The following is a 24,520-nucleotide window of genomic DNA, read 5'->3' on the forward strand; positions in this document are numbered from 1 at the left end:
GCTCAGAGGCGTTCGATAATGGTGGCGATGCCCATGCCACCGCCGACACACAGAGTGGCCAGGCCGTAACGCTGCTGGCGCACCTCCAGCTCGTCGAGCAGGGTGCCGAGGATCGCGCAGCCGGTGGCGCCCAGCGGGTGGCCCATGGCGATAGACCCGCCGTTGACATTGACCCGGGCGGCGTCGATGCGCATGTCCTTGATGAACTTGAGCACCACCGAAGCGAAGGCTTCATTGACCTCAAACAGGTCGATGTCCTCGACCCGCAAACCTGCCTTGGCCAAGGCCTTGCGCGTGGCCGGTGCAGGGCCGGTCAGCATGATCGTCGGGTCGGTGCTGGTGACCGCCGTCGCCACGATGCGCGCCCGCGGCCGCAGGCCCAGTTCACGGCCCTTGGCCTCGGAACCGATCAACATCAAGGCGGCGCCGTCGACAATGCCGGAGCTGTTGCCCGGGGTGTGCACATGGTGGATGCGCTCCACGTGGCTGTAGACCCGCAGTGCGGTGGCATCAAACCCCATCTGCCCGATCATTTCGAAACTGGGCTTGAGTTTGCCCAGCCCCTCGAGGGTGGAGTCGCCACGGATAAACTCGTCATGGTCCAGCAACACAATGCCGTTCTGGTCCTGCACCGCGATCAGCGATTTGTTGAAGGAACCGTCTGCGCGCGCCCTGGCCGCTTTCTGCTGGGAGTGCAGGGCGAAGGCGTCGACATCCTCACGGCTGAAACCTTCCAGGGTGGCGATCAAATCCGCGCCAATGCCTTGGGGCGTGAAGTGACAGTGCATATTGGTGTGCGGGTCGAGCACCCAGGCGCCGCCGTCACTGCCCATGGGCACGCGGGACATGGACTCGACGCCGCCGACCACCACCAGGTCTTCAAAGCCGGAACGCACTTTCATCGCGCCGAGGTTCACCGCCTCCAGGCCCGAGGCGCAGAAGCGGTTGATTTGCACGCCGGCGACGCTGATGTCCCAGTCGGCCACGAGCGCGGCGGTCTTGGCGATGTCGGCGCCCTGGTCGCCCACCGGGGTGACGCAACCGAGGACGATGTCATCGACCTGATGCGTGTCGAGGTCACTGCGCCGGGCCAGCGCCTTGAGTAACCCCGCCACCAGATTCACCGGCTTGACACTGTACAGGGCACCCTCGGCCTTGCCTTTGCCACGGGGCGTGCGTATCGCATCAAAGATCAAAGCTTGGGTCATGACGTCCTCGAACCATTGCGCTGTAGTGCCCTTACCTTAGGCCCGATTGACACGGTTTCAATGACGGATGCGCTCATAGGTTTTGACCCCCACGCTCGGACGAACGGTAGGGAGCTACAGGATTCGCCTGATTAATCGTTTTAGCGGTCTAGCCAAGGCATTGGCGCCAAGATGGCGATAGGCCTCATAGCGTTTTAATCAGTAACTGCGATTAGCTGATATGAAATGGATCTAAGCCATGCAGAACGAGGGCTCTAAGGTTCAATCAGTAAGACGTTGCTGCCGGGTTTTGCTGGAGCAACTGTAAGAAAAGCGACACGTCACGTTGCGATACTGACCTACACCGGCACGCATTTGACGCTCAGGAATAACAACAAAAGGCAGTCAGCCATGTTCAAGCACACGAAAGTACGTCAGGCGGGACTTATTCTGTTCGCCACCACACTGATTCTGATCCTGCCCAACCTCACCAAGGTTATTGGCTGACGAATCACATGCCCCATTCTGTACATCAGGATTGCAGTTTTTGGCAGCACCTGTCGGGACATTGCTTATAGCGGTCCTGCCAGGAGCTGCCGTTTTGCGTGCGCATTTGCGCTATCGTAGGTTCCATCCCCCTTTCGTCCGGACCTCTCTCTTGAAACCGTCGCTAGCCTTCCTCGCGCTGCTCCTGGCCCTGCCCGCCTCGGCCGCGCAACTGACCATTGAACTGGACCACGCCAGCAGGACCTGGCAGACCGCCGAGCTGCTCAAGCTTCCCGAGGCGCAGACGGTGCAGATCGTTGATGACGTGTCCTACAAACGCAACATGACCTATCGCGCAGTGCCGCTGGCGGCGCTCCTACCGGGCCTCAAGCCGGAAAACCATCTGCAAGCCGTGGCCCTTGATGGATTCGCCGCTGAACTGACGGCCGCGCCGTTGTTGCAAAAAAGCGGCGCCCGCGCCTGGCTCGCGGTGGAAGACCCCGCTCACCCATGGCCCGCGCTGGCCGACGGCAAACCCAGCGCCGGGCCGTTTTACCTGGTGTGGACCGACCCGCAGGCCGGGCCTATCAGCCCGGAACAGTGGCCGTTCCAGGTTTCCGCGATCAAGCAATTGAAGACCGTGGCCGAACGTTTTCCCGCGCTGTTACCCGACCCGAAACTGGCGGCCGATGACCCGGTGAACCAGGGCTTTGCGCTGTTCCAGAAAAACTGCCTGGCCTGTCACCGCCTCAATGGTGGCGGCGATGCGCAGGTAGGGCCGGACCTGAATATTCCCTACAACCCCACCGAGTATTTCAGCGGCGATTTCCTCAAGCGCTATATCCGCGACCCGCAGAGCCTGAGGCGCTGGCCGCAGGCAAAGATGCCAGCGTTCGCCGTCAGTGTGTTGCCGGATAACGAGCTGGCGTTGTTGGTGGGGTATTTGAAGCATATGGCCGGGCGCAAGCAACAACCCTGAATCTACCCAATCTCTGTAGCAGCGGATGTGCTGTGGCGAGCGGGCTTGTTGTGGCGAGCGGGTACTTTGTGGCGAGCGGGCTTGCCCCGCGTTGGGCTGCGCAGCAGCCCTAAAACCAGCCATCCCGGCCATATCTGATACACCGCATTCTGCTTTATTGGGGCTGCTTCGCAGCCCAACGCGGGGCAAGCCCGCTCGCCACAACAAGCCTGCTCGCCACAACAAGCCCGAAGCCCGCTCGCCAGAGGAGGTAGACCGGTGGAAGCGGACTACTGCTGCTGGACTGAGATCACCGGCGTCGGCGCCACGCTCACCTTGGCATGCATCTGCTCATGCCCACCGCCACGACGCATGCCGCGCACTGGGCAGGCGTCGAGGTAGTCCAGGCCCACGGCCAGTTTCAAATGCCGTTCGGGGCGGGCCAATTGGTTGGTCACGTCAAAGCTGTACCAGGCGTCATCCAGCCAGGCTTCGGCCCAGGCGTGGCTGGCCAGGTGGGTGCTGTCTTCGGTGTACAGATACCCCGACACATACCGCGCCGGAATCCCCAGGCTGCGTGCGCAGGCCAGGAACGCGTGGGTGTGGTCCTGGCACACGCCCGCCCGGCCCGCGAAGGCCTGGGCGGCGCTGGTGTCGACTTCGGTGGCGCCCGGCGTATAGACCATCGACTGGTTGAGCGCATGCATCAGGTCGATCAGCGCCGTACGGTCGCGACGCTGGTGGCAGTGCTGTTCGGCAAAGCGGCGCAGGGCGTCGTCGGGTTCGGTCAGGCGGGTACTGCGCAGGAACGGAAAGGCCGATTGGCTTTCGTGCTCGGCCTCGCGCAGTTCGTCGATATCCACCTGGCCACGGGCGCCAATGATGATGGCATCGTGGGGTTCGTCCAGGGTCAGCACATGCAGGATATTGCCGAACGGGTCGACCTGGGCACGCACCGGGCGTGGCAATTCCAATTGCCAGCTGAGTACGTGCTGGCGCTCGCTATCGTGGGGCGTAAGGCGCAGGTACTGGATGCTCGCGCGAACCTGGTCGTCATAGTGGTAAGTGGTTTCGTGACTGATGGAGAGTCTCATGCCGCCTCCAGGTAAGAACTGTAGATGGCGTCGCCCAACTGGCGAACCAAGGGGATAAAGTCGGTCAGCCAGGCGTGCAGGCCTTCCTCGAGGATTTCATCGATGGCGGTAAAGCGCAGGCGCGCGTCCATCTCCGCGGCCAACCGCTGGGCCGGGCGACCATTGAGGCCGGGCAGGCTGGCAAGGATCTGGTCGATCTCTTCGCTGCAGGCCCGCAGTGAACGCGGCACATCGGCGCGCAGCAGCAACAACTCCGCCACTTGGCGCGCGCCGGGGGCGTCCCGGTAGATCTCGGTATAGGCCTCGAACGACGACAATGCGCGCAGCAAGGCACTCCACTGGTAGTACGCGTGGGCCGTGCCATCGGTGACTGCTTCGGCCTGGTCGCCGGCCATTTCATAGCGCGCATCCAGCAGGCGCAGGGTGTTGTCGGCGCGTTCGATAAAGGTGCCCAACCGGATAAAGCGAAAAGCGTCGTTGCGCATGATGGTGCCGTAGGTCGCGCCCCGGAACAGATGGGAACGCTCCTTGACCCATTCACAAAACCGGCTCATGCCGTAGCGGCTCAAGCCCTGCTGGGCGATATCGCGAATATCCAGCCAGGTGGCGTTGATGTTTTCCCACATGTCGGCGGTAATACGCCCACGCACCGCATGGGCACTGGCCCGCGCGGCGCCCAGGCAGCTGTAGATGCTCGCCGGGTTGGCGGCGTCCAGGGCAAAGAAGTGCAACAGGCGCTCGGCGTGTAATTCGCCGTGGCGTTCGTGGTAATCGTCCAAGGTGCCGGTGATCAACAACGGCATGGCCAACTCATGCAAGCCGTCGCCGCGCCCGTCCTGGGGCATCAGCGACAACGAATAGCTGACATCGAGCATGCGCGCGAGGTTTTCCGCGCGTTCCAGGTAGCGCGACATCCAGTACAAATCCGAGGCAGTTCTACTCAACATGGCATCAGTCCTCAACCACCCAGGTGTCTTTGGTGCCGCCGCCCTGGGACGAATTGACCACCAGCGACCCTTCGCGCAGGGCCACGCGGGTCAGGCCACCGGGCACTACGCGGGTCTCCTTGCCGGAGAGCACGAAGGGGCGCAGGTCAATATGGCGCGGCGCAATGCCGTTTTCGACAAACGTCGGGCAGGTGGATAAACACAAGGTCGGTTGCGCGATATAGGCGTGGGGCTTGGCCTTGATGCGCGCGCGGAAGGCTTCGATTTCCGCCGCCGTGGACGCCGGACCGACAAGCATGCCGTAACCGCCGGAGCCTTGGGTTTCCTTGACCACCAGGTCCGGCAGGTTGGCCAGCACGTGGGACAGTTCGTCGGGCTTGCGGCATTGAAAGGTCGGAACGTTCTTCAGGATCGGTTCTTCATCCAGGTAAAAACGGATCATCTCGGTGACGAAGGGGTACACCGACTTGTCATCCGCTACCCCGGTGCCGATAGCATTCGCCAGCACCACATTGCCGGAACGATAGGCCGCCAGCAGGCCGGGCACACCGAGCATGGAGTCCGGGTTGAAAGCCAGCGGGTCGAGAAATGCATCATCGAGCCGTCGATAGATCACGTCTACCGCCTTGGGCCCGTCGGTGGTGCGCATGAACACGCGGTCATCGCGCACGAACAGGTCGGCGCCCTCCACCAGCTCCACCCCCATTTCCCGGGCTAAGAAAGCATGTTCGAAGAATGCGCTGTTGAAGCGCCCCGGCGTCAGTACCACCACACTGGGGTTATCCAGGGGGCTGGAGCTTTTCAGGGTGTCGAGCAGCAAGTTGGGGTAGTGATCGATTGGCGCAATGCGCTGGGCGGCGAACAGTTCAGGGAACAGGCGCATCATCATCTTGCGGTCTTCGAGCATGTAGCTGACACCGCTCGGTGTACGCAGGTTGTCTTCAAGCACGTAGTAGGTGCCGTCACCATCGCGTACGAGGTCGACCCCAGAGATGTGGGAATACAGATCGCGATGCAGGTCCAGGCCCTGCATGGCCAATTGGTATTGCTCGTTGGCCAGCACTTGTTCGGCGGGAATAATCCCGGCCTTGATGATGCGTTGATCGTGATACAGGTCGGCGAGAAACATGTTCAGCGCCTTGACCCGTTGAATACAGCCACGTTCGACAATCCGCCATTCACTGGCGGGAATACTGCGGGGAATGGTGTCGAAGGGGATCAGGCGCTCGGTCCCCTGCTCGTCCCCATAGAGGGTGAACGTGATCCCGGCGCGGTGAAACAGCAAATCGGCTTCGCGCCGGCGCTGCGCCAGCAGTTCAGCAGGGGTTTCAGCCAACCAACGGGCGAACTCGCGGTAGTGAGGGCGGACCTGCCCTGCCCCATCGTACATTTCGTCGTAATAAGTGCGGATCATGCCGAACTCCTTGTCACCCGGACGCAAGAACCATCGCAAGGCCCGTGCCAGCGGCATAAACACTTATAAATCAAGCCGTTGAATTAATAGAAGCGCCATGTCGCACCTTCCTGGTGCGCAGAACGCCCGGCGTCATGCCCATTGCTTCATCACAAGGCGGGCTTTGACTATCAACAGCATAGCCAGAGTTGATTTCACTGCCCGGCCAAGCCTGCGGATAATCGTCCCCATCGGCTGAACAGGATGCGTCCTGCCACGTCAGCGAACCGCTCTTCCCTTTAGGCCACCTTGCTCGGGTGGCTTTTTTTTGGTGCCCAAAAAACACGCGCAAGTTCCGAATAGTTTTATTGGCGCCCAAACAAAATCGGCCGACCCAAAAGGTCAGCCGATACACTTCGCTGCTCATAAAACCTGACTACATGATGGAAATTTACATGGGTAAGCCACGCACCTCCTGCTTGACCCCCCATCCCTCGATGATCCCGCCCAAGGGCTCGACCACCGCCTCAAAGTCCTGCTCGAAGTCTCCTATGCCGTCGTAGGTTGCAAACATGATCTTGCTCAGTTCCAAGTACCAGGCACCATCGTCGCGCGCGCTGACCTGGGCATTCAGCGATTCGCCACGAAATTCACCCGCAGCCCTGCGCGCCCTCTCCTCATCCGGGAAAATGGCGTAGAACTCGATGGGGTGGAACCGTGAAAAATCGAACCCGCCTTCTTTCATACGGCGCAGAACGTTGGTGCTGATGTCTTCTTGATAGGCTGTGCTCATGAAACGTCCTCCTCAGACCGATGGATAGACTTTCCGTGCTTCCCCAAGCCCGCGCCCTACTGGCGCGGGGCTACGGCAATCACATCACCTGGGGCAATGACATCACCGCTGGAAAACAAGCATGTAGCTGACAAGACCAGACCTTAGCGATTCATTCGCTGATCTCGCTTGCAGAGTAGCGCGAAGCTATCACCTCCACCAGAGGCGCTTGAAAGGCATACAGGAAATGTTCAGACAGCAGGAGAGATGTCGAGGATCTGGATACTGTTCTGGTCTTTGAGGATCTTGACCGTGGGCTCGGGTTTACGACCTTCCAGGTCATTGAGGTTCAATTCGGCAGCCACTGGCACCAGCTTGTTACGAATCATGTGCGCAGCGTCTTCGAGGCTGGGCTTCTGTTCGCAGGTGAACTGCTCCACGGACTGCACGCCGTGATCATCAACGAAAGTAATCTGCCACTTTTGCATCGGTGCCTCCTCGATAAAACCCATGTGTGGGCTTACCTCTATCTGGACCTTGAGGGCCTGGCAAACGTTCCACTCAAGGTCGGAGGCACCGGATCAACTGCGCTTACTGCTCAGCGCGTTCCTTGAGGGCTTTCAAGGTGTTGAACGGGGCGTCGACCACGAACTTGTTGGCCAGCCACGAAGGCACGCTGCCGCCTGGCTCGGTGTGCACCTGGTAGGTGACTTCGGTTTCATTGGCGTTTTTGGGCACCAGCTTCCAGTAACCCTCCACCTGGGCGACGCGTACGTAGCCCTTCACTTCCGGCTGGTAGGTCGGCACTTCCAGCAGCTTGCGAGTCACGCTACCGTCGGCGGCCGTGGAGGTGGTGATTTCCAGAATGGAATCGCGGTCGGTCACCGGGAACGGTGCCTTGAACTGGGTATAGGTCCAGCTCTTGTCGCCTTCCTTCTTGAGCAGTTTTTGCGATTTGCACTCATGAATCCATTTGCAGGCGCCAGCCACGTCTTCCTGCAATGCCACGATCTTGGCCACCGGCGCCTTGACTACGGTCACACCGCGATATGCCTTGTACTTGGAGCCGGCAATTTCGCTCAGCGACACCTTGATGCCGTCTTCGTCCTTGGCGACCTGCCAATCCTCAGCTTGAGCAGTAGCAGCAAACAACACCGTAAAACCGCACAACACAGCCATTCGTTTCAGCGAACCCATTGTTGTATTCCTTATTGTTGAAGTTCCGATAGTAAAGCCCATCAAGCCGCCGTCATCTGCTCCCACCAGCCGATCAACCGGATCGCATCGGCCTGGTCGGTGCCGCAGACCTCGATATCCGCCTTGAAATCACTGCACACCGCCGGCCGCTCCGGTCGGCCGAACAGCAGGCATAGCTGTTCGACCGACAGGTGCAGGCAGCGTTCGCCCGCGGGTTTGCCGTGGGGCATTCCTGGCAGCGGTGAACTGATGGAGGGGGCGATGCAACAGGCGCCACAGCCTTCACGGCATTTCATGACCAGCAGGTCCTCGACGACTCAATAGGGATGGCCGGGCTAGATTACGCCCTTAAACAGCCGTTTTAAAATGGTCTAACAGGGGTTTTTCGCAGAAAACAAAAGTGACCGACCAGTCTGCGACAGATGGTCGAGTGACGAAGTCACCTTTGACGGAAAGTCTACTGCTTGAACTCGAAATCCAGCGCGGCGCCTTCGACTTCGCGGCGCTCTTCGTTGCGCAGTTGCAGCCTCATCTCATTGCTGAGCAAGCGGCCGTTGATCTGGAACGCACTGTTATCGGATGGCTTTTCGCCAAACATCGGCGGCAGCAGAGGCACGTTCCTCGGCTGGGCCATGGTGCCAATGGGTTGCAAGTGCCTGACCATGTCCGAGGGTAAGGACAAGTCCAACTGTGCCGGTGGCAATTGGGTCTGAGCCACTTCGCGAGCCGACTTGGACTTGCTCGAGACCGGCGCACGTTTTTTCGTCGTGGCCGCTTTCTTCTTGGCCTGCGCGGTTTTTTTCGCAGGTGCCGGCTTTTTCGCAGGGGTCTTCTGCTCGGTGCTGACTGCGGGTGCGGCTCCCGGCACAGGGGTCGCCGCCAGTACAGTGCCGACGTTGCCAAGGCTTAAGAGGCTAATCACCAAAAAGGCACGAAAAATAGAGGTCATATCGCCAACAGCATTAACGGCAGAGGGCCATATGCTCGCTTGTTGTGCGCGGCATGACAAGCGCGGTGATCAGCCGGCGATCGGTACCGCCCCATTTGGGCGCCTAAAAACCGGCTGCGGTTTCCTGGCACAACTGGCTGGCCAACATCCCCAGGGTCATCAGTGCGCGCTCTGCCTCGCGGTTCCACGGCGTGCCGCAGTTCAAGCGAATACAGTGGTTGAACTGTTCGGTGTTACTGAAGATCAGCCCCGGGGCGATGCTGATGCCCTGTTGCAGGGCACGTACATGCAGTTCCTGGGTATTGACCCGCCCGGGCAAACTGACCCACAGGATAAAACCGCCGTTAGGCCGGGTCATCTGCGTGCCTTCGGGGAAATACTGCTGGACCGCCAGCTGGAAAGCGCTGAGGTTCTTGCGGTATTCCTGACGGATGTAGCGAAGGTGCCGGTCGTAGCCACCGTTCTCCAGGTACGCGGCGACGCCCATCTGGGTGACACTGCATGCCGAATGGGTGCTGAACATCTGCAGGCGCTGGATTTCCTGCTGGTATTTGCCGGCGATCATCCAACCGATGCGCACACCGGGGGACAAGGTCTTGGAAAAACTCGAGCAGTAGATCACCCGATCCAGACGGTCATAGGCTTTCAGGGCCTTGGTGCGACCCAGTTCGAACATCAGCTCGCCGTAGATATCGTCCTCGACGATCTGGATATCGAAATCCGAGGCCAGGCGCAGCAACTGTTTCTGTCGCTCCTCAGGCATGGTGCCGCCAAGGGGGTTGCTCAGGCGCGTGGTCAGCACCAGGGCCTTGATCGACCATTGGTTGGCTGCCAGTTGCAGGGCTTCCAGGCTCATGCCTGTGGCCGGGTCGCTGGGGATCTCGATAACCTTGAGGCCGAGCAGGTCGGCCAGTTGCAACAAACCGTAATAGGTCGGCGATTCGGCGGCGATCAGGTCGCCTGGACGGGTCAACACGCGCAACGACATCTGCAACGCGTCGACGCAACCGTGGGTGATCACCACTTCGGACGGGTCGACCACCACGCCGGCATCGCGCATGCGGATCGCCACCTGGCGACGCAACGGTTCGAAACCAGGGCTGAACATATAGCTGAACGCGCGTGGGCTCTGGAAGCGTGTGACCTTGGCCAACTGCTGGTGCAGCGCGCGCACTGGCAGGTAATCGACACTCGGCACGGCGGCGCCCAGCGGGAAGACGCCTTCGCGACGTGACTCCACCAACACCTGCTGGATGATGCTGCTACGGGTGACCAGCCCCGGGCGCTCGACCCGCGCGATATCCGGCGTAGGCGCCGTGAGCGCGGGCGTCTGGTGCACGTAATACCCGGACTGCGGGCGCGCGCGGATCAACCCCTGGTCTTCCAGGTTGGCGTAAGCCTGCAACACCGTGGCGTGGCTGACATTCAACTGGGAGCTCATCTTGCGCACCGAAGGCACGCGCTCGCCCGGCTGATAGACACCGCGCCGGATATCCTCAGCCAGTTGCTGGGCGATACGTTGGTAAAGCAACAGATTGGTCATGACGCAGCACTCGATTTCACGGGTATTTTATTTTTGTGTGAAACATACCGGCACAGTTTAGAAGTGTACGGGGACAGTTGCCACAATAGTCGAGCGCGGACCGCAGTGACAGCAAAAACTGTGAGGGTGTACCCCAAACAAATATGGGAGGGGGCTTACTCCCGATGACGGGGGTTCAGTCAACAGTTTCGCTGACTGACACGCCGTCATCGGGGCAAGCCCCCTCCCACATTTTTGAACGGCGCAACGCTTCAGCGAGCGGCGCCCAACTGGCCTTTGGCGTCGGAGAACACGATTTCCACCCGACGGTTCTGCGCGCGGCCTCGCTCGGAAGCGTTGGCTTCCACCGGGTACTGATCGCCGTAGCCTTCGACCTGGATGCGTTTTTCGTCGATGCCCAGGTCGACCAGCACGTCCGCCACCGATTGCGCGCGGTCGCGGGACAGTTTGAGGTTTTCCTGCTCGCCGCCCGTGCTGTCGGTGTAACCCTCGATGCGCACCACGCGCTTGGGGTTCAGTTGCAGGAACTGCACGATCTTCAACACCGTGCGGTTGGCCGAGTTTTTCAGCTCTGCTTCACCGGTGTCGAACAACACATCCCCCAGGGTCATCACCAGGCCCCGATCGGTCTGGGTGGTGGCCAGGCTGGCGATCTGTTCTTCGAGCCATTTGCCCTGTTGCTGCACGCTGATCAACTTGCTTTCACGCAGGGCCAGCTGCAAGCGCTGGCGTTCCAGTTCAAGCTTGGCGCCGCGCTCCTGGTTGAGCGCCTGCTCGGTGTGTTCGCGGGCGATCGCGCTATAGCGTTGGCTAAGATAAGCGTAATGCACCACGTCGGCACCGCTGCCCCAATAGCTGGACAGGCGATCGGCACGGGCGAGGGATTCACCGGCGCGGATCACGTCTTTGGGCGCAAAGCGCAGCACATTCGCGTCTTCCTTGACCTTCTGGAAATCGCTGCCCGCCTGTTGCAGGGCCAGTTCGCCATTCGGGTGGCTGGCACAGCCGCCCAGCGCCGCGCTGCCCAGCAGCAATACACAGCTCAAACCACGGATCATCGGGCTCATTGGGCTTCTCCCAACTGCAATTGCTTGCGCAAGCGGGTGATGCGGGTATTGAGCACGTTGAGTTGTTCCTGGCTCTTGCGGGTCAGCACGTGTGCTTCGGCGAGGCGCGCATCCAGCTCGGCCTGTTCGGCCTGCATGCGCGCGTCCTTGTAGGATTGGTCGGCCATATCGGCCTTGGCCTGGGCGAATTTGTCTTCGGCCAGTTTCAGTTCGGGCGATTCATCGGTGTTGGCACCCACGGCGTTGGCTTGTTCCAACGCTTGCTGGGTGAGGCGTATTTGTTCATTCGGCGCAGGATCGGCTGCACATCCCGCCAGAGCAACGACGGCGAGGGCCGCTAAAAGAGGTCGAAAAATCACTGGAAATCCCTACTGTGTTGGGGTGCCGACGGGTTGTTGCAATTGCGCTTTCCAGCGCTCGAGGTTGCGCTGTAGCGCAGCTTGCGTCACACCAGACCCGGACAATTCTGTCATCTTTTTAGCCAGCTGTCCGCGCAGCCACGGATCATTGCAGGCCGAGTTGTGGGAAATCGCCAGGTACAGACCGGGCTGGTCGACGGGAACGTCGCGAGCGACCAGGTCATTGCTCATGCCCAAGGTCTGGGCCATGGCCATGCCCGAGTAGCGTCCGGCCAACACATAGTCCACCTCCCCTAACAGCAGTTTCTGGAACGCCGGGGTCAACGTGGGCATGCGTTGCAGGCTCAGTTGCTGGCTGGCGAAGGTTTCAAAGTCGCGGCTCAATCGTGCCCGTTCCGACACTGCACCCTGGTGACCGTGCAGGTCGGCCGCGGTGGTATAGGCCAGCTTTGAGTCTTTGCGGGTCCAGACCAGGTAATCGGTCTGCACCAGCGCCGGGTGGATGTAATCGAGGTTGTTCAGCTCACCCAGGTTCAACGGGGCATCGGCAAGGAGGTCCATGCGCCCGCTGCGCACTTCATCCAGGGCCATGGAGCGCTTGCCGCCGTAGAGCAGGTCGATTTTCAGCCCGAGGTCCTTGGCCACCTGTTGCAGCACATCGGCGGTGGCACCTATCAGGTGCGTGGGGTCCTGGGGATCGCGCCAGAGCAAAGGCGGCGCATCCGGGCTGCCGGTGATCACCAGGCGCTCGCATTTACCGGCGGCAAGCGCCAGGCCTGGCAGCAGCGTGAAGCCCAGCAGTACGGCCCAGGGGCGCAGTTCCATGGCGAGGTTCTCCGTAGGATTATTGTAGGAGCGAGCTTGCTCGCGAAAAACGTTAGCGATGGCGCGCATCCTGGATGAACGCGGTGCTTGTGAGTTTTTCGCGAGCAAGCTCGCTCCTACCGTGTTTTGGGGTATTCAAAAAAAAGCCCGGTCCAAAGACCGGGCTCTTTATAAGTGAAGCGGCTGGATTAGACCAGCTTCTCCAACTCAGGTACGGCTTCGAACAAGTCCGCCACCAGGCCGTAATCGGCCACTTGGAAGATCGGTGCTTCTTCGTCCTTGTTGATCGCAACGATCACTTTGGAGTCTTTCATACCGGCCAAGTGCTGGATCGCGCCGGAGATACCGACGGCGATGTACAGCTGTGGCGCAACGATCTTGCCGGTCTGGCCGACCTGCATGTCGTTGGGTACGAAACCTGCGTCGACGGCTGCACGGGAAGCGCCGACCGCCGCGCCCAGCTTGTCGGCCAGGGCGTACAGGTGCTTGAAGTTGTCACCGTTCTGCATGCCACGCCCGCCCGATACGACGATCTTGGCAGCGGTCAGCTCAGGGCGATCCGACTTGGCCAGCTCTTCGCCAACAAAGCTGGAAGTGCCAGCGTCGTGGGCAGCGGCGACGGCTTCAACGGCAGCCGAACCACCTTCGGCAGCCACTGGGTCGAAGCCGGTGGCGCGCACGGTGATGACCTTGACCGAAGCGTTGGACTGTACGGTTGCGATGGCGTTACCGGCGTAGATCGGGCGCTTGAAGGTGTCGGCGCTTTCAACCGAGATGATCTCGGAGATCTGGTCAACGTCCAACTGCGCAGCAACGCGCGGCAGGATGTTTTTGCCGTTGGAGGTGGCGGCGGCCAGGATGTGGCTGTAGCCGGCACCCAGCTCTGCGACCAGAGGGGCAACGTTTTCAGGCAACTGGTGCGCGTAGGCGGCGTTGTCAGCCAGCAAGACTTTGCTCACGCCAGCGATTTTCGCAGCGGCTTCAGCCACGGCGCCAGCGCCAAGGCCTGCAACCAGCACGTGAATGTCGCCACCGATTTTTGCGGCAGCAGCCACGGTGTTCAGGGTGGCCGGAGCCAGCACCTTGTTGTCGTGTTCAGCGATTACCAAGATAGTCATTGTTAGATTACCTTCGCTTCGTTTTTCAGTTTCTCGACCAGTTCAGCCACCGACTTGACCTTGATACCCGCGCTGCGTGCAGCCGGCGCTTCGACTTTGACGGTCTTGTTGGTGGAGGCAGTGGAAACGCCCAAAGCATCCGGAGTCAGCACTTCGAGAGGCTTCTTCTTGGCTTTCATGATGTTCGGCAGGGACGCGTAGCGCGGCTCGTTCAAACGCAGGTCGGTGGTGACGATGGCCGGCAGTTTCAACGAAACTGTCTGCGCGCCGCCGTCGATTTCGCGGGTGACAGCCACGCTGTCGCCGCTCACTTCGACTTTGGAGGCGAAGGTGCCCTGGCCGTAACCGGTCAGCGCAGCCAGCATCTGGCCAGTCTGGTTGTTGTCGCTGTCGATGGCCTGTTTGCCAAGGATCACCAGTTGAGGCTGTTCCTTATCGACAACGGCCTTGAGCAACTTGGCCACGGCCAGGGAGGTCAGCTCTTCAGCGGACTCAACCAGGATGGCGCGGTCGGCACCCAGTGCCAGGGCGGTACGCAGCTGCTCTTGAGCAGTGGTCGGGCCGATGGAAACCACGACGATTTCAGTCGCAACGCCTTTCTCTTTCAGGCGTACAGCTTCTTCCACAGCGATTTCGCAGAAAGGGTTCATCGACATCTTGACGTTAGCGAGGTCGACGCCGGAATTGTCCGCCTTGACGCGAACTTTCACGTTGTAATCGACAACGCGTTTGACAGCTACAAGAACCTTCATGGATTCCTCGTTACTCTCCGGTGAAAAGAAAGTCGCCTAGGCGAACCTGGCGGTTGATGCTCATCGGCACACAAGGGCACCTCCAAAAACGTCGGCGAATGACACCGCGACAGGCCAGTGATGACCGTTCGTCAGTGGTGACTGGGAGGTCATTCTTTCTCGCGGCGTGTAAACTGCGCGCCATCTTTTGCACGCGCGTCACCCGTTTTGCCTTCGCCCTGCTTTTGGACGTGCTCTTGAAACCTACAGTCTGCCTACGCTAAGCGCAAAACCGACCGTATATTGACCGGAACACCTATTCTGGTCAATACGGCAAAATGGTCAGTCATAAGCCGCGTTGCTTTGATTTACCTAGCCTCCAAGCAATTCAAACAAACGTTTGTATTGGACGCTGGGAGTGGTGTAGATATAATGCGCCACCTAGAGAGAAAGGTGGGTCATACCCTGCTGTTTAAAGCAGCGATGACGGTTATGACACCTAACCTCCACCCATTAGAAAAAAAGCCTGTTGAGCCTTGAGTAGGAGATAGCCTGTGGAACGCGAATACATGGAATTCGACGTGGTCATCGTCGGCGCTGGCCCGGCGGGCCTGTCCGCCGCCTGCCGACTGAAGCAGAAGGCCGCCGAAGCCGGTAAGGAAATCAGCGTCTGCGTGGTCGAAAAAGGCTCCGAAGTCGGCGCTCATATCCTCTCCGGCGCCGTGTTCGAACCCCGCGCCCTGAACGAACTGTTCCCGGACTGGAAAGCACTCGGCGCCCCGCTCAACACCCCGGTGGTGCGCGATGACATCTATGTACTGCGCAGCGCCGACACCTCGACCAAGGTGCCTGACTTCTTTGTGCCCAAGACCATGCACAACGAAGGCAACTATATTATCTCCCTGGGCAACCTGTGCCGTTGGCTGGCCCAGCAGGCCGAGAACCTTGGCGTGGAAGTCTACCCAGGCTTCGCCGCCCAGGAAGCGCTGTTCGACGAAAACGGTGTGGTGCGCGGCATCATCACCGGCGACCTCGGCGTCGACCGCGAAGGCCATCCCAAAGAAGGCGTCTACACCCCAGGCATGGAACTGCGCGGCAAATACACGCTGTTCGCCGAAGGCTGCCGCGGCCATATCGGCAAGCAACTGATCCAGCGCTTCAAGCTGGACAGCGACGCCGACGCCCAGCACTACGGCATCGGCCTCAAGGAAATCTGGGAAATCGACCCGGCCAAACATCAGCCTGGCCTGGTGGTGCACACCGCCGGTTGGCCGCTGGACATCATGAGCAACGAGAACACCGGTGGCTCGTTCCTCTATCACCTGGAAAACAACCAGGTCGTTGTGGGCCTGATCGTCGATCTGTCCTACAGCAACACCTTCCTGTCGCCGTTCGATGAGTTCCAGCGCCTCAAGCACCACCCGGTGCTGGCCCAGTACCTCGAAGGCGGCAAGCGCATCAGCTACGGCGCCCGCGCCCTGGCCAAAGGCGGCATCAACTCGTTGCCAAAAATGGTGTTCAAGGGCGGCGCTCTCATCGGTTGCGACCTGGGTACCATGAACGTGGCCAAGATCAAGGGCAGCCACACCGCGATGAAGTCCGGCATGCTCGCTGCCGACGCCGTGGCCGAACGCCTGTTTGCCGAATCCGAAGGCGGCGACGAACTGACCAACTACGTCGACAGCTTCAAGGCCAGCTGGCTCTACGAAGAACTGTTCGCCAGCCGCAACTTCGGCCCGGCGATGCACAAGTTCGGCCCGATCATCGGCGCCGGCTTCAACTGGTTCGACCAGAACATCCTGGGTGGCAAGATGCCGTTCACCCTGCACGACACCAAGCCCGACTATGCGTGCCTCAAGCTGGCCAAGGACTGCCAGAAGATCGACTACCCCAAGCCCGACGGCAAGTTGAGCTTCGACAAGCTGAGCTCGGTGTTCATCTCCGGTACCAACCACGAAGAAGAACAGCCGTGCCACTTGAAGCTCAAAGACCCCAGCATCCCGCTCGGCACCAACCTGCCGCTCTACGATGAACCGGCGCAACGCTACTGCCCGGCTGGCGTGTATGAAGTCGTGACCAAGGAAGATGGCGAGAAGCGCTTCCAGATCAACGCCCAGAACTGCGTGCACTGCAAGACCTGTGACATCAAGGATCCTTCGCAGAACATCACCTGGGTCACGCCGGAAGGCTCGGGCGGGCCGACTTACCCGAATATGTAAGCCAAACGAGGCTCCCAAACGGGAGCCTTTTTTATGGAATCAAACTCGATCAACTGTAGGAGGGGTTGCCCCCTTCCCACAGTTGGATTGTGCTGTTGCCTGACATGACTATGCAGCCCGCTCTTCGCCGGGGTTGCGCTCGAAGTAGCGTTTGTACTCGCGGCTGAACTGCGACGTACTTTGATACCCCACGCTATGCGCCGCCTGCGCCACCCCCATGCCTTCCACCAGCAATAATTGCTGGGCCTTGAGCAAGCGCAAGCGCTTGAGGTACTGCACCGGCGACAACAGCGTGCAACGTTTGAAATGCTCATGAAACGTCGACGCGCTCATGTGCGCATACCCCGCCAGCGTCTCGATATTCAGTGGCTCGGCGAAATGGGCATGCAGGTGATTCAACGAGGTGGCGATTCGCGAAAATTGCCCCTGCTGTTCCACCAACGCGCGCAGCACATCGGCCTGTGGCCCGCGCAGTGCGGTGAACAATAATTCCCGCACCCGCGCGGGCCCCATGATCCGGCTCTCCAGCGGATCATGCAGGCACTGCAACAGCCGTTCGACGCAGCCGCGCATCGCATCGTCGAGCACCACCGAACTCATCGACTCCAAGGTCTGCGCCGTCGGCGGCGGACCGGCCTGCATGCCCATGGCCATCACCAACTCCCCCAGCACCACCCGGTCAATCCCCACCGTCACACCCAGCAACGGCGCACCGGGCGCCAGGGCGAAGGTCTCGCACTCGAACGGCACCGGCATCGCCTGGATCAGGTAATGCCCGGCGCCGTACTCCAGGGTGCGCGGGCCCAGGTAGGCGACCTTGCTGCCTTGGGCCACGAACATCAGGCTCGGCTCATAGATCTGCGGGCCACGTGCCACATCGCAACTGGCGCGCAGCACTTGCACACCAGGCAGGTGGGTCGGGGAAAAACCGTCGCAGGACGTCAGCCCCTCAATCAAGGAAACCAGCGTGGCATTGGCGTCGAGATGGCGGGTCAACAACATGGCAAAAAACTTCGCGAAAAAGGGATGGGAACATCATCGCAGGTCTGGCGACACATAGATCCAAACCCGGGGCACTCCCGGAGGAATAGGCATGAGACTCGGAGCAATCGCCATGGCCGCACCTGGGGGTGGCGCGGAGAATGGCCCGCCTCATCTGTCACTGCTTCTGCGAGGTTTTCTCCATGTATACCGCCATCGGTTATGCCGCCCAATCGGCCACCACTCCCCTCGCCCCCATGTCATTTGAACGCCGCAGCCCGCGCGCCGATGACGTGGCAATCGAGATTCTCTACTGTGGCGTATGCCATTCCGACATCCACCAGGCCCGCAACGAATGGGGCATTGCCGTCTACCCGCTGATGCCGGGCCATGAGATTGTCGGCAAAGTCACCGCCGTCGGCACCAGCGTCACCGCGCATAAAGTCGGCGACCTGGTCGGCGTCGGTTGCATGGTCGATTCGTGCCGCCACTGCGACGCGTGCCAGGCGGACCTGGAGCAATACTGCCTCGAAGGCCCGACCATGACCTATGCCACCCCGGATCGGGTCGATGGCAGCAACACCATGGGCGGCTACTCCGACAGCATCGTGGTCAGCGAACATTTCGTGGTGAAGATCCCGGCCAAGCTCGACCTGGCCAGCGCCGCACCGATTCTCTGTGCCGGTATCACCACCTATTCACCACTCAAGCACTACGGCGTGAAGGCCGGCGATAAAGTCGGCATCCTCGGCATGGGGGGGTTGGGCCACATGGGCATCAAGTTCGCCAAGGCCATGGGCGCTGAGGTGACCCTGTTCACCCGCTCCGCGAGCAAGGCCGAAGAAGGCCGTCGCCAGGGCGCCGACCATGTGATCGTGTCCACCGACGCCGCACAGATGAAAGCCGCCGCCGGGCACTTCGACTTCCTGCTGGACACCATTCCGGTGCAACACGACCTCAACCCCTACCTGGATGTACTGCGCTTTGACGGCGTGCACATCCTGGTCGGCTTGATCGAGCCGGTAGATCCGCCCGTCAACGCCGCCAAGCTGGTGCTGGGTCGTAAAGTCCTGGCCGGCTCGCTGATCGGTGGCATTGCCGAAACCCAGGAAGTCCTGGATTTCTGCGCTGAGCATGGCATTACCTGCGACATCGAAATGCTCGATATCCGTCAGATCAACGAGGCCTACACCCGCATGATCGCCGGTGACGTGAAGTACCGCTTTGTCATCGACATGGCGACCCTGAAAGCCTGATCAGGCTTTCGCGCCCAACTCCGCAGACAGCCGGGCTGCGACCTGTTTGATCACAGGGATCAGCTCGGCCATTTTCTCCAGTGGCATGTAGGGCACGGTACTGGCGATGCTGATGCCGGCGACGATACGCCGGCTGGCATCGCGCACCGGTGCCGCCACGCAACGGATCGACGGTTCGTTGTCTTCCAGATCGAACGCATACCCTCCCGCCACGTATTCACACATGCGCTGCTCGAACTGCGCCCAGGATTGCTCCGGGTGCTGCGGCCACTGCTGGCTCTTGCCGCCCTGCGGAAAACTGGCCTGGTACAGGCGCTGCCACTCCTCGGCGGTGTCATCCAGCAACATCGCCTTGCCGACCCCGGTCCGCGCCAACGGCATGCGATGACCCACCCGCGAGCGCATTTCCGGGCCGTAGCGGCCAGGGTTCTTGTGCAGGTAGAGCACGTCGTCGTCTTCACGGATGGCCAAGTGAATGGTGTCACCGGTGAGGGCCGACAGTTCGTCCAGGTAAGGCACGGCCAGGCTGACCAACGGCAACTCTTCGCGCGCCTGGAACCCCAGCTCGATCAGCTTCGGCCCCAGCAGGTAACCCACTTGCGGCACCACGCGCAGGTAACGCTCGTCCACCAGGCAACTGGCCAGGCGGTGCGTGGTGCTGCGGGTGGTGCCGATGCGCTTGGCGATCTCCTTGAGATCCCGCGCACCCGCGGCCACCGCTTGCACGACGCCCAGGCCACGCAGCAGGGTCTGGGTGCCGGTGGGGGCGGCGTCTTTGACGGGGGTGTGGGCGGTTTCCTGCATATCGGGCCTATTGGGAAGTACGAAAACGGCGCCATTATGGCAAATGCTGAACGCGAACACAGCGTCGATCCAAGTGTGGGAGGGGACTTGCCCGAATGCCGTTCAGCTAAGGCTTTTTTGTAGGAGCGAGCTTGCTCGCGAAGAACTCACAGGCGCCGCGTTGATTCAGGAAACACGCGTGATCGTTGACGTTTTTCGCGAGCAAGCTCGCTCCTACAGAAGGCGATGTACGCTTAACTGAACGGCATTCGGGCAAGCCCCCTCCCACAGGGGGCCTGAGGTATTCGGTCTAGCGCTGCTTCATGCGGTCGATGATGACCGCCAGCAACAGGATCGAACCGCGGATCACATACTGGTAGAAGGTATCGATATTCTTCAGGTTCATCGCATTCTCGATGATCGCCAGGATCAACACCCCGGCAATCACGTGGCGAATCATGCCGATGCCACCACTCAACGACACCCCACCCAGCACACACGCCGAAATCACCGTCAGCTCGAAGCCCTGGCCGATCATCGGCTGGCCCGAGGTCATGCGCGAGGCGAGGATCACCCCAGCCAACGCGCCGATCAAGCCGTGAACGGCAAAGATGATGATCTTGGTGCGGTCGACGTTGACCCCGGCGAGCAACGCCGCTTCCTGGTTACCGCCAATGGCCATGGTGTTGCGCCCATAGGTGGTGTAGTTGAGCAGCCAGCCGAAGAACACAAAGCACAGCACGGTGATAATGATCGGCACCGGCACGCCCAGCAATTGGCCGTTGCCGAACACGAAGAAGCGCTCGTCCATCACCCCCACGGCCTTGCCGTTCGAGAAGATATAGGCCAGGCCGCGCACGATCTGCATGGTCGCCAAGGTCGCGATCAATGCATTGATGCGCAACTTGGCGATCACGATGCCGTTGATCAGCCCCACCACCAGGCCCATGGCCAACGCCGCGGACACGCCGAGCACCACGCTGTCGGTGTCGCGGATCACGATCCCCGCCACCACGCCGGCGCAAGCGATCACCGAGCCCACCGATAAGTCGAAGTGCCCCGAGGCCAGGCAGAACAGCATGGTGCACGCCGCAATACCCACGGTGGAAATCGCCAGGCCCAGACCGCGCATATTCAGCGGCGAAAGGAAATTGTCGATGAACAGTGCGCTGAGCACAAAGATGCTCAGGGCTGCCAACAGCATGACCCAATCATCGAGAAACTTGCGCTGGTTGAAACCCGGCCAGAAGCCCTTTGCAGTTTTTACCTGAGACATACCCAAACCCTCTTATTCTTCAAGCCCGCGAACGCGGGAGAGCCAGTTGCAGCAGCCGTGCTTCATCCGCTTGATCGCGGGTCAATTCGCCAGTGAGGGCGCCTTCGCTCATCACCAGGATGCGGTCGGAGATGCCCATCACTTCCATCAGGTCGCTGGACACCACGATCACCGCAATACCGCTGGCCGCCAGGTTATGGATGATCTGGTAGATCTCCGACTTGGCGCCGATATCGATGCCTCGCGTCGGTTCGTCCAGCAGCAGGACCTTCATCGGCATCGACAGCCAGCGACCCAGAATGGCCTTTTGCTGATTGCCGCCCGAGAGGAACATGATTTTCTGCTCCGCGTTCGGCGTCTTGACCTTCATCGCCTTGATCTGGTGGTCGGCGTTGCCGGTTTCCCACTCGTCACGCAACAACCAGCCGAACGATGCGTGGGCACCACGGGCGCTGATGTTGATGTTCTCCGCGACGCTGGACAGCGGAATAATGCCTTCCTTCTTACGGTCTTCAGGGCACAGCAACACGCCGCCGGCGATGGCATCGCGCGGTGAACGCAGTTGCAGCGGTTCACCGCACAATTGCAACTGCCCGGCGCTGCTGCGTTCCAGCCCGCTGAGCAGGCGCAACAGCTCGGTCCGCCCGGCGCCGACCAGCCCGAACAGGCCGAGGATCTCGCCCTTGTGCGCCGCGAAACTCACCGGTTCGCGCAGGCCAGGGCCGAGCAGGCCGTCGACCTTCAGCGCCACATCACCGCGCTCACGCGGGCGATAGTCGTAGATGTCCTGGATATCGCGACCGACCATGCACGTCACCAGTTGGTCGTGGGTCAGCGCACTCATGTCGTCGAAGGTGCGCACGTAGCGGCCGTCCTTGAACACCGTCACCGCGTTGCAGATGCGGAATACCTCTTCCATGCGGTGGGACACATAGAGCACCACTTTGCCCTCGTCCCGTAGGCGTCCGATGATGGTCATCAAGCGGTCGATTTCCCGGGCGGACAAGCTGCTGGTGGGCTCGTCGAACGCAATCACATGGGCGCCGCGGGACAGGGCCTTGGCGATCTCCACCAGTTGGCGCTGGCCCAGGGACAGGCGCCCGAGCTTCTCCTCGGGGTCGATTTCATCGGCCAGGCCCTTGAGGCAGGCCAGGGCCTGCTTGCGCAGCAGGCTACGATTGACCACGCCGAAGCGCGACGGCAAATGCCCGAGGAACAGGTTTTCCGCGACAGTCATTTCCGGTACCAGGTGCAGTTCCTGGTGAATCACCGCGACGCCGCTGGCGATGCTGTCGGCGGCGCATTTGAAATCCATGGCCTGCTCGCCGATATGCACCGTGCCGCTGCTGGGAATATAGGCCCCCCCGAGGATTTTCAGCAGGGTCGACTTACCCGCACCGTTCTCCCCCATCAGCGCATGCACCTGGTGCGGACGCGCTTCAAAGCTAATCTGCGCCAGCGCCTTGACCCCGGGAAATTCCTTGCCGATGCCGTCGAACCGCAGAGCCGCCCCGTTCATTTCCACAACCCTATTTTGCTCAGTTCAGCCTTGAAGTTGGCGCGGGTGATCAGCGTCACGTTATCCAGGGCGGTAAACTTGGCCGGCTCAGTCCCTTTGGTTACCCACTCGAACATCGCCGTGGCCGTTTTATAGCCGGAGGCATCCGGGCTCAACAGCATCGAGCCGTAGAAACCGGTGTCGGATTTTTTCAGTTCTTCGATGGCGTCGGTGCCGTTGATGCCCACGCCGATCACGTTCGCCGCCTTGAAGCCGGCGCTTTCGGTGGCGCGCACGCCACCGAGCACGGTGCTGTCGTTCATACCGCCGATGATCAGGTTTTTCGCGCCACGGGGCAGTTTGACCAAGGCGGAGTTGGTGGAATCCATGCTACCGGGGACGTCGAGGGTTTTCTGTGCGCTGAACAGGATATGGTCGGCCGGCAACCCGGCGGCCTTGAGGCCCTCCACCGAACCGTCGGTGCGTTTCTTGCCGGTTTCCAACTCGTCAAAGGTGTTGATGACCGCGTAAGTGTCCTTCCAGTCCCAGTTGCGCTGCTTGGCTTGCGCAGCCATGGCTTCGCCCTGTTTCTGGCCGATCTTGTAGGCGTCCAGGCCGACGTAGGGCACGTCTTCCATGGGCTTGCCCTTGGCGTCGACAAAGCGGTCGTCCACCGCCAGCACTTTCAGGTTATTGAGCTTGGCCTTGGCCATGATTGCCGGGCCCAGGGACACATCCGGCGGGCAGATGACAAAGCCCTTGGCGCCATTGGCGGCCAGGGTGTCGATGGCCGAGAGGGTTTTCTCACCGTCCGGCACGGCGATCTTGATCACGGTAAAGCCCTGGTCCTTGCCGGCCTTTTCGGCAAAGGCCCATTCGGTCTGGAACCAGGGTTCCTCCGCCTGCTTGACCAGGAAGCCGATCTTCACTTCTTCGGCACAGGCCAATGCGCTGAAGCCGCTTAACGCAATAGCGGCGGCGAGAACGCGTATTCCTTTTTTCATGAATGGCACCTCTTGTTGTTATTGGGGCGGCGACGTCTAGTCGTGGTACATCACGGAGCGCCCGCCATCGATCATCAGGCAGGTGGCGTTGATAAAAGGCGCCTCGTCAGTGGCCAGGAACAGCGCGCTCATGGCCACCTCGATGGGCTGGCCGATACGCTTGGGCGGGTGCAGGTCGAACGCGCGCTGGCGCTCGGCATGCGGGTCGGGGAAGCCGTTCCAGTAGTCGACGTTGAGCTGGGTCTCGATATAGCCCGGCGCGATGGCATTCACGCGGATGCCCTTGGGCGCGTACTCGATACCGAGGGCGCGGGTCAGGCCGAGCAGGCCGTGCTTGGCGACGGGATAGGGAAAGCAGCCGGGAATGATGTGGCTGGAATGGGTGGAAGCGATGTTGATGATGTTGCCGAGGCCCTGCTCGATCATGTGCGGCAACACTGCGCGGCAGCCGTACCACGCGCCGTCGAGGTCGATGGCAAAGCAGCGGCGCCAGTCTTCGTCGGTCATTTCCAGAGGGTCGCGGAACACATTGACCCCGGCACAATTGACCAGCACATCCACGCGGCCAAAGCGCTCGATGGCCACATTGACCAACGCCTGCCACTGCTCCTTGGACGTGATGTCGACGGGCTGTGCATGGATTTCGGCGCCGCGTTCACGCCAATGGGCAGCGACAGCCTCGACCTTTGCGCCCTGGATATCCGCGATCACCAGGCGCGCCTGCTGGGCCTGGAAACAGGCAACGATCGCCTCGCCAATGCCTTGGGCGGCGCCAGTGACGATCACCACCTTGTTTTTCAGCCGATCGCCGTAAGTCGGCTCGGGTACGGCGGGGAGTGACAACGGTTGTGCCTGCATCGCTTCACCTGTTTTATTT

At 60.8% G+C, this 24,520-nt stretch carries 25 protein-coding genes; 3 read left to right on the top strand and 22 right to left on the bottom strand.

The features are described 5' to 3' along the window. Positions 1–2: 2 nt before the first annotated feature. Positions 3–1,208, bottom strand: coding sequence for an acetyl-CoA C-acetyltransferase (locus AB7933_RS25285; RefSeq protein ID WP_024076920.1), 1,206 nt, complete (start codon positions 1,206–1,208; stop codon positions 3–5). Positions 1,209–1,845: 637 nt separating this feature from the next. Here AB7933_RS25285 and AB7933_RS25290 point away from each other — a divergent pair. Continuing rightward, positions 1,846–2,652 carry a c-type cytochrome gene (locus tag AB7933_RS25290; RefSeq protein ID WP_024076922.1) on the top strand — a complete coding sequence of 269 codons (807 nt, stop codon included), beginning with the start codon at positions 1,846–1,848 and terminating at the stop codon, positions 2,650–2,652. 269 nt (positions 2,653–2,921) lie between these two features. Here the strand turns inward: AB7933_RS25290 and AB7933_RS25295 are convergent, their stop codons facing one another. The 15 genes from AB7933_RS25295 to AB7933_RS25365 all read right to left on the bottom strand — a co-directional run bounded on the left by AB7933_RS25295 (position 2,922) and on the right by AB7933_RS25365 (position 14,647). Then, a complete protein-coding gene (locus tag AB7933_RS25295; protein ID WP_024076923.1) occupies positions 2,922–3,725 on the bottom strand; it encodes a transglutaminase family protein in 804 nt (267 codons plus the stop codon). Further along, positions 3,722–4,672, bottom strand: coding sequence for an alpha-E domain-containing protein (locus AB7933_RS25300; RefSeq protein ID WP_010563770.1), 951 nt, complete (start codon positions 4,670–4,672; stop codon positions 3,722–3,724). Before AB7933_RS25300 ends, AB7933_RS25295 begins: the two co-directional genes overlap by 4 nt. A gap of 4 nt (positions 4,673–4,676) precedes the next feature. After that, positions 4,677–6,086, bottom strand: coding sequence for a circularly permuted type 2 ATP-grasp protein (locus AB7933_RS25305; RefSeq protein ID WP_024076924.1), 1,410 nt, complete (start codon positions 6,084–6,086; stop codon positions 4,677–4,679). 70 nt (positions 6,087–6,156) lie between these two features. Continuing rightward, entirely contained in the window at positions 6,157–6,492 is a 336-nt protein-coding gene (locus AB7933_RS25310) for a hypothetical protein (protein ID WP_144113513.1), read from the bottom strand. Between the two features lie 24 nt (positions 6,493–6,516). Further along, positions 6,517–6,858, bottom strand: coding sequence for a ribonuclease E inhibitor RraB (locus AB7933_RS25315; RefSeq protein ID WP_015885395.1), 342 nt, complete (start codon positions 6,856–6,858; stop codon positions 6,517–6,519). A 230-nt stretch (positions 6,859–7,088) separates the two neighbouring features. Continuing rightward, positions 7,089–7,325, bottom strand: a complete 237-nt coding sequence (locus tag AB7933_RS25320; protein WP_041161285.1) for a hypothetical protein — start codon at positions 7,323–7,325, stop codon at positions 7,089–7,091. 103 nt (positions 7,326–7,428) lie between these two features. After that, positions 7,429–8,034, bottom strand: coding sequence for an START domain-containing protein (locus tag AB7933_RS25325; RefSeq protein WP_024076926.1), 606 nt, complete (start codon positions 8,032–8,034; stop codon positions 7,429–7,431). 41 nt (positions 8,035–8,075) lie between these two features. After that, positions 8,076–8,330 (bottom strand): YkgJ family cysteine cluster protein, encoded by a 255-nt coding sequence (locus AB7933_RS25330; protein ID WP_024076927.1) that lies wholly within the window; start codon positions 8,328–8,330, stop codon positions 8,076–8,078. A 161-nt stretch (positions 8,331–8,491) separates the two neighbouring features. After that, positions 8,492–8,983: a hypothetical protein gene (locus AB7933_RS25335; protein WP_024076928.1), complete on the bottom strand. Its 492-nt coding sequence runs from the start codon at positions 8,981–8,983 to the stop codon at positions 8,492–8,494. A gap of 103 nt (positions 8,984–9,086) precedes the next feature. Beyond that, positions 9,087–10,526: a PLP-dependent aminotransferase family protein gene (locus AB7933_RS25340; RefSeq protein ID WP_024076929.1), complete on the bottom strand. Its 1,440-nt coding sequence runs from the start codon at positions 10,524–10,526 to the stop codon at positions 9,087–9,089. A gap of 251 nt (positions 10,527–10,777) precedes the next feature. Next, positions 10,778–11,593, bottom strand: a complete 816-nt coding sequence (locus AB7933_RS25345) for an OmpA family protein (protein ID WP_024076930.1) — start codon at positions 11,591–11,593, stop codon at positions 10,778–10,780. Further along, a complete protein-coding gene (locus tag AB7933_RS25350) occupies positions 11,590–11,952 on the bottom strand; it encodes a DUF4398 domain-containing protein (protein WP_024076931.1) in 363 nt (120 codons plus the stop codon). Before AB7933_RS25350 ends, AB7933_RS25345 begins: the two co-directional genes overlap by 4 nt. Before the next feature lie 9 nt (positions 11,953–11,961). After that, positions 11,962–12,777 carry a substrate-binding periplasmic protein gene (locus AB7933_RS25355; RefSeq protein WP_024076932.1) on the bottom strand — a complete coding sequence of 272 codons (816 nt, stop codon included), beginning with the start codon at positions 12,775–12,777 and terminating at the stop codon, positions 11,962–11,964. 188 nt (positions 12,778–12,965) lie between these two features. After that, complete coding sequence (locus AB7933_RS25360) at positions 12,966–13,895, bottom strand: electron transfer flavoprotein subunit alpha/FixB family protein (protein ID WP_024076933.1); 930 nt, start codon at positions 13,893–13,895, stop codon at positions 12,966–12,968. 2 nt (positions 13,896–13,897) lie between these two features. Beyond that, positions 13,898–14,647 (bottom strand): electron transfer flavoprotein subunit beta/FixA family protein, encoded by a 750-nt coding sequence (locus AB7933_RS25365; protein ID WP_024076934.1) that lies wholly within the window; start codon positions 14,645–14,647, stop codon positions 13,898–13,900. Between the two features lie 533 nt (positions 14,648–15,180). Here AB7933_RS25365 and AB7933_RS25370 point away from each other — a divergent pair. Beyond that, a complete protein-coding gene (locus tag AB7933_RS25370) occupies positions 15,181–16,845 on the top strand; it encodes an electron transfer flavoprotein-ubiquinone oxidoreductase (protein ID WP_024076935.1) in 1,665 nt (554 codons plus the stop codon). A 108-nt stretch (positions 16,846–16,953) separates the two neighbouring features. Here the strand turns inward: AB7933_RS25370 and AB7933_RS25375 are convergent, their stop codons facing one another. Continuing rightward, a complete protein-coding gene (locus tag AB7933_RS25375; protein ID WP_024076936.1) occupies positions 16,954–17,847 on the bottom strand; it encodes an AraC family transcriptional regulator in 894 nt (297 codons plus the stop codon). A gap of 182 nt (positions 17,848–18,029) precedes the next feature. On the opposite strand from AB7933_RS25375, the gene AB7933_RS25380 reads away from it, so the two are divergent. After that, positions 18,030–19,082 carry an NAD(P)-dependent alcohol dehydrogenase gene (locus tag AB7933_RS25380; protein WP_024076937.1) on the top strand — a complete coding sequence of 351 codons (1,053 nt, stop codon included), beginning with the start codon at positions 18,030–18,032 and terminating at the stop codon, positions 19,080–19,082. On the opposite strand, the gene AB7933_RS25385 is transcribed toward AB7933_RS25380, so the two are convergent. The 5 genes from AB7933_RS25385 to AB7933_RS25405 all read right to left on the bottom strand — a co-directional run bounded on the left by AB7933_RS25385 (position 19,083) and on the right by AB7933_RS25405 (position 24,501). Further along, on the bottom strand, positions 19,083–19,886 hold the full coding sequence (locus tag AB7933_RS25385; protein ID WP_024076938.1) for an IclR family transcriptional regulator: 804 nt from the start codon (positions 19,884–19,886) through the stop codon (positions 19,083–19,085). 289 nt (positions 19,887–20,175) lie between these two features. After that, entirely contained in the window at positions 20,176–21,141 is a 966-nt protein-coding gene (gene araH / locus AB7933_RS25390; protein ID WP_024076939.1) for an L-arabinose ABC transporter permease AraH, read from the bottom strand. A gap of 19 nt (positions 21,142–21,160) precedes the next feature. Then, complete coding sequence (gene araG / locus AB7933_RS25395) at positions 21,161–22,660, bottom strand: L-arabinose ABC transporter ATP-binding protein AraG (RefSeq protein WP_024076940.1); 1,500 nt, start codon at positions 22,658–22,660, stop codon at positions 21,161–21,163. Further along, a complete protein-coding gene (locus AB7933_RS25400; RefSeq protein WP_024076941.1) occupies positions 22,657–23,643 on the bottom strand; it encodes a substrate-binding domain-containing protein in 987 nt (328 codons plus the stop codon). Before AB7933_RS25400 ends, araG begins: the two co-directional genes overlap by 4 nt. A 36-nt stretch (positions 23,644–23,679) precedes the next feature. Continuing rightward, positions 23,680–24,501, bottom strand: a complete 822-nt coding sequence (locus AB7933_RS25405; RefSeq protein WP_024076942.1) for an SDR family oxidoreductase — start codon at positions 24,499–24,501, stop codon at positions 23,680–23,682. Positions 24,502–24,520 lie beyond the last annotated feature (19 nt).

This window comes from Pseudomonas gorinensis (genome assembly GCF_042015035.1).
Taxonomy (GTDB): Bacteria; Pseudomonadota; Gammaproteobacteria; order Pseudomonadales; family Pseudomonadaceae; genus Aquipseudomonas; species Aquipseudomonas gorinensis.

Bases quoted from the DNA above. Each gene is read 5' to 3' on its own strand.
- AB7933_RS25305 (WP_024076924.1), bottom strand. From the start codon at position 6,086: ATGATCCGCACTTATTACGACGAAATGTACGATGGGGCAGGGCAGGTC.
- AB7933_RS25380 (WP_024076937.1), top strand. From the start codon at position 18,030: ATGTATACCGCCATCGGTTATGCCGCCCAATCGGCCACCACTCCCCTC.
- AB7933_RS25325 (WP_024076926.1), bottom strand. From the start codon at position 8,034: ATGGGTTCGCTGAAACGAATGGCTGTGTTGTGCGGTTTTACGGTGTTG.
- AB7933_RS25310 (WP_144113513.1), bottom strand. From the start codon at position 6,492: ATGAGCAGCGAAGTGTATCGGCTGACCTTTTGGGTCGGCCGATTTTGT.
- AB7933_RS25375 (WP_024076936.1), bottom strand. From the start codon at position 17,847: ATGTTGTTGACCCGCCATCTCGACGCCAATGCCACGCTGGTTTCCTTG.
- AB7933_RS25295 (WP_024076923.1), bottom strand. From the start codon at position 3,725: ATGAGACTCTCCATCAGTCACGAAACCACTTACCACTATGACGACCAG.
- araH (WP_024076939.1), bottom strand. From the start codon at position 21,141: ATGTCTCAGGTAAAAACTGCAAAGGGCTTCTGGCCGGGTTTCAACCAG.
- AB7933_RS25340 (WP_024076929.1), bottom strand. From the start codon at position 10,526: ATGACCAATCTGTTGCTTTACCAACGTATCGCCCAGCAACTGGCTGAG.
- AB7933_RS25330 (WP_024076927.1), bottom strand. From the start codon at position 8,330: ATGAAATGCCGTGAAGGCTGTGGCGCCTGTTGCATCGCCCCCTCCATC.
- AB7933_RS25320 (WP_041161285.1), bottom strand. From the start codon at position 7,325: ATGCAAAAGTGGCAGATTACTTTCGTTGATGATCACGGCGTGCAGTCC.
- AB7933_RS25355 (WP_024076932.1), bottom strand. From the start codon at position 12,777: ATGGAACTGCGCCCCTGGGCCGTACTGCTGGGCTTCACGCTGCTGCCA.
- AB7933_RS25385 (WP_024076938.1), bottom strand. From the start codon at position 19,886: ATGCAGGAAACCGCCCACACCCCCGTCAAAGACGCCGCCCCCACCGGC.
- AB7933_RS25405 (WP_024076942.1), bottom strand. From the start codon at position 24,501: ATGCAGGCACAACCGTTGTCACTCCCCGCCGTACCCGAGCCGACTTAC.
- AB7933_RS25345 (WP_024076930.1), bottom strand. From the start codon at position 11,593: ATGAGCCCGATGATCCGTGGTTTGAGCTGTGTATTGCTGCTGGGCAGC.
- araG (WP_024076940.1), bottom strand. From the start codon at position 22,660: ATGAACGGGGCGGCTCTGCGGTTCGACGGCATCGGCAAGGAATTTCCC.
- AB7933_RS25335 (WP_024076928.1), bottom strand. From the start codon at position 8,983: ATGACCTCTATTTTTCGTGCCTTTTTGGTGATTAGCCTCTTAAGCCTT.
- AB7933_RS25300 (WP_010563770.1), bottom strand. From the start codon at position 4,672: ATGTTGAGTAGAACTGCCTCGGATTTGTACTGGATGTCGCGCTACCTG.
- AB7933_RS25315 (WP_015885395.1), bottom strand. From the start codon at position 6,858: ATGAGCACAGCCTATCAAGAAGACATCAGCACCAACGTTCTGCGCCGT.
- AB7933_RS25285 (WP_024076920.1), bottom strand. From the start codon at position 1,208: ATGACCCAAGCTTTGATCTTTGATGCGATACGCACGCCCCGTGGCAAA.
- AB7933_RS25365 (WP_024076934.1), bottom strand. From the start codon at position 14,647: ATGAAGGTTCTTGTAGCTGTCAAACGCGTTGTCGATTACAACGTGAAA.
- AB7933_RS25360 (WP_024076933.1), bottom strand. From the start codon at position 13,895: ATGACTATCTTGGTAATCGCTGAACACGACAACAAGGTGCTGGCTCCG.
- AB7933_RS25400 (WP_024076941.1), bottom strand. From the start codon at position 23,643: ATGAAAAAAGGAATACGCGTTCTCGCCGCCGCTATTGCGTTAAGCGGC.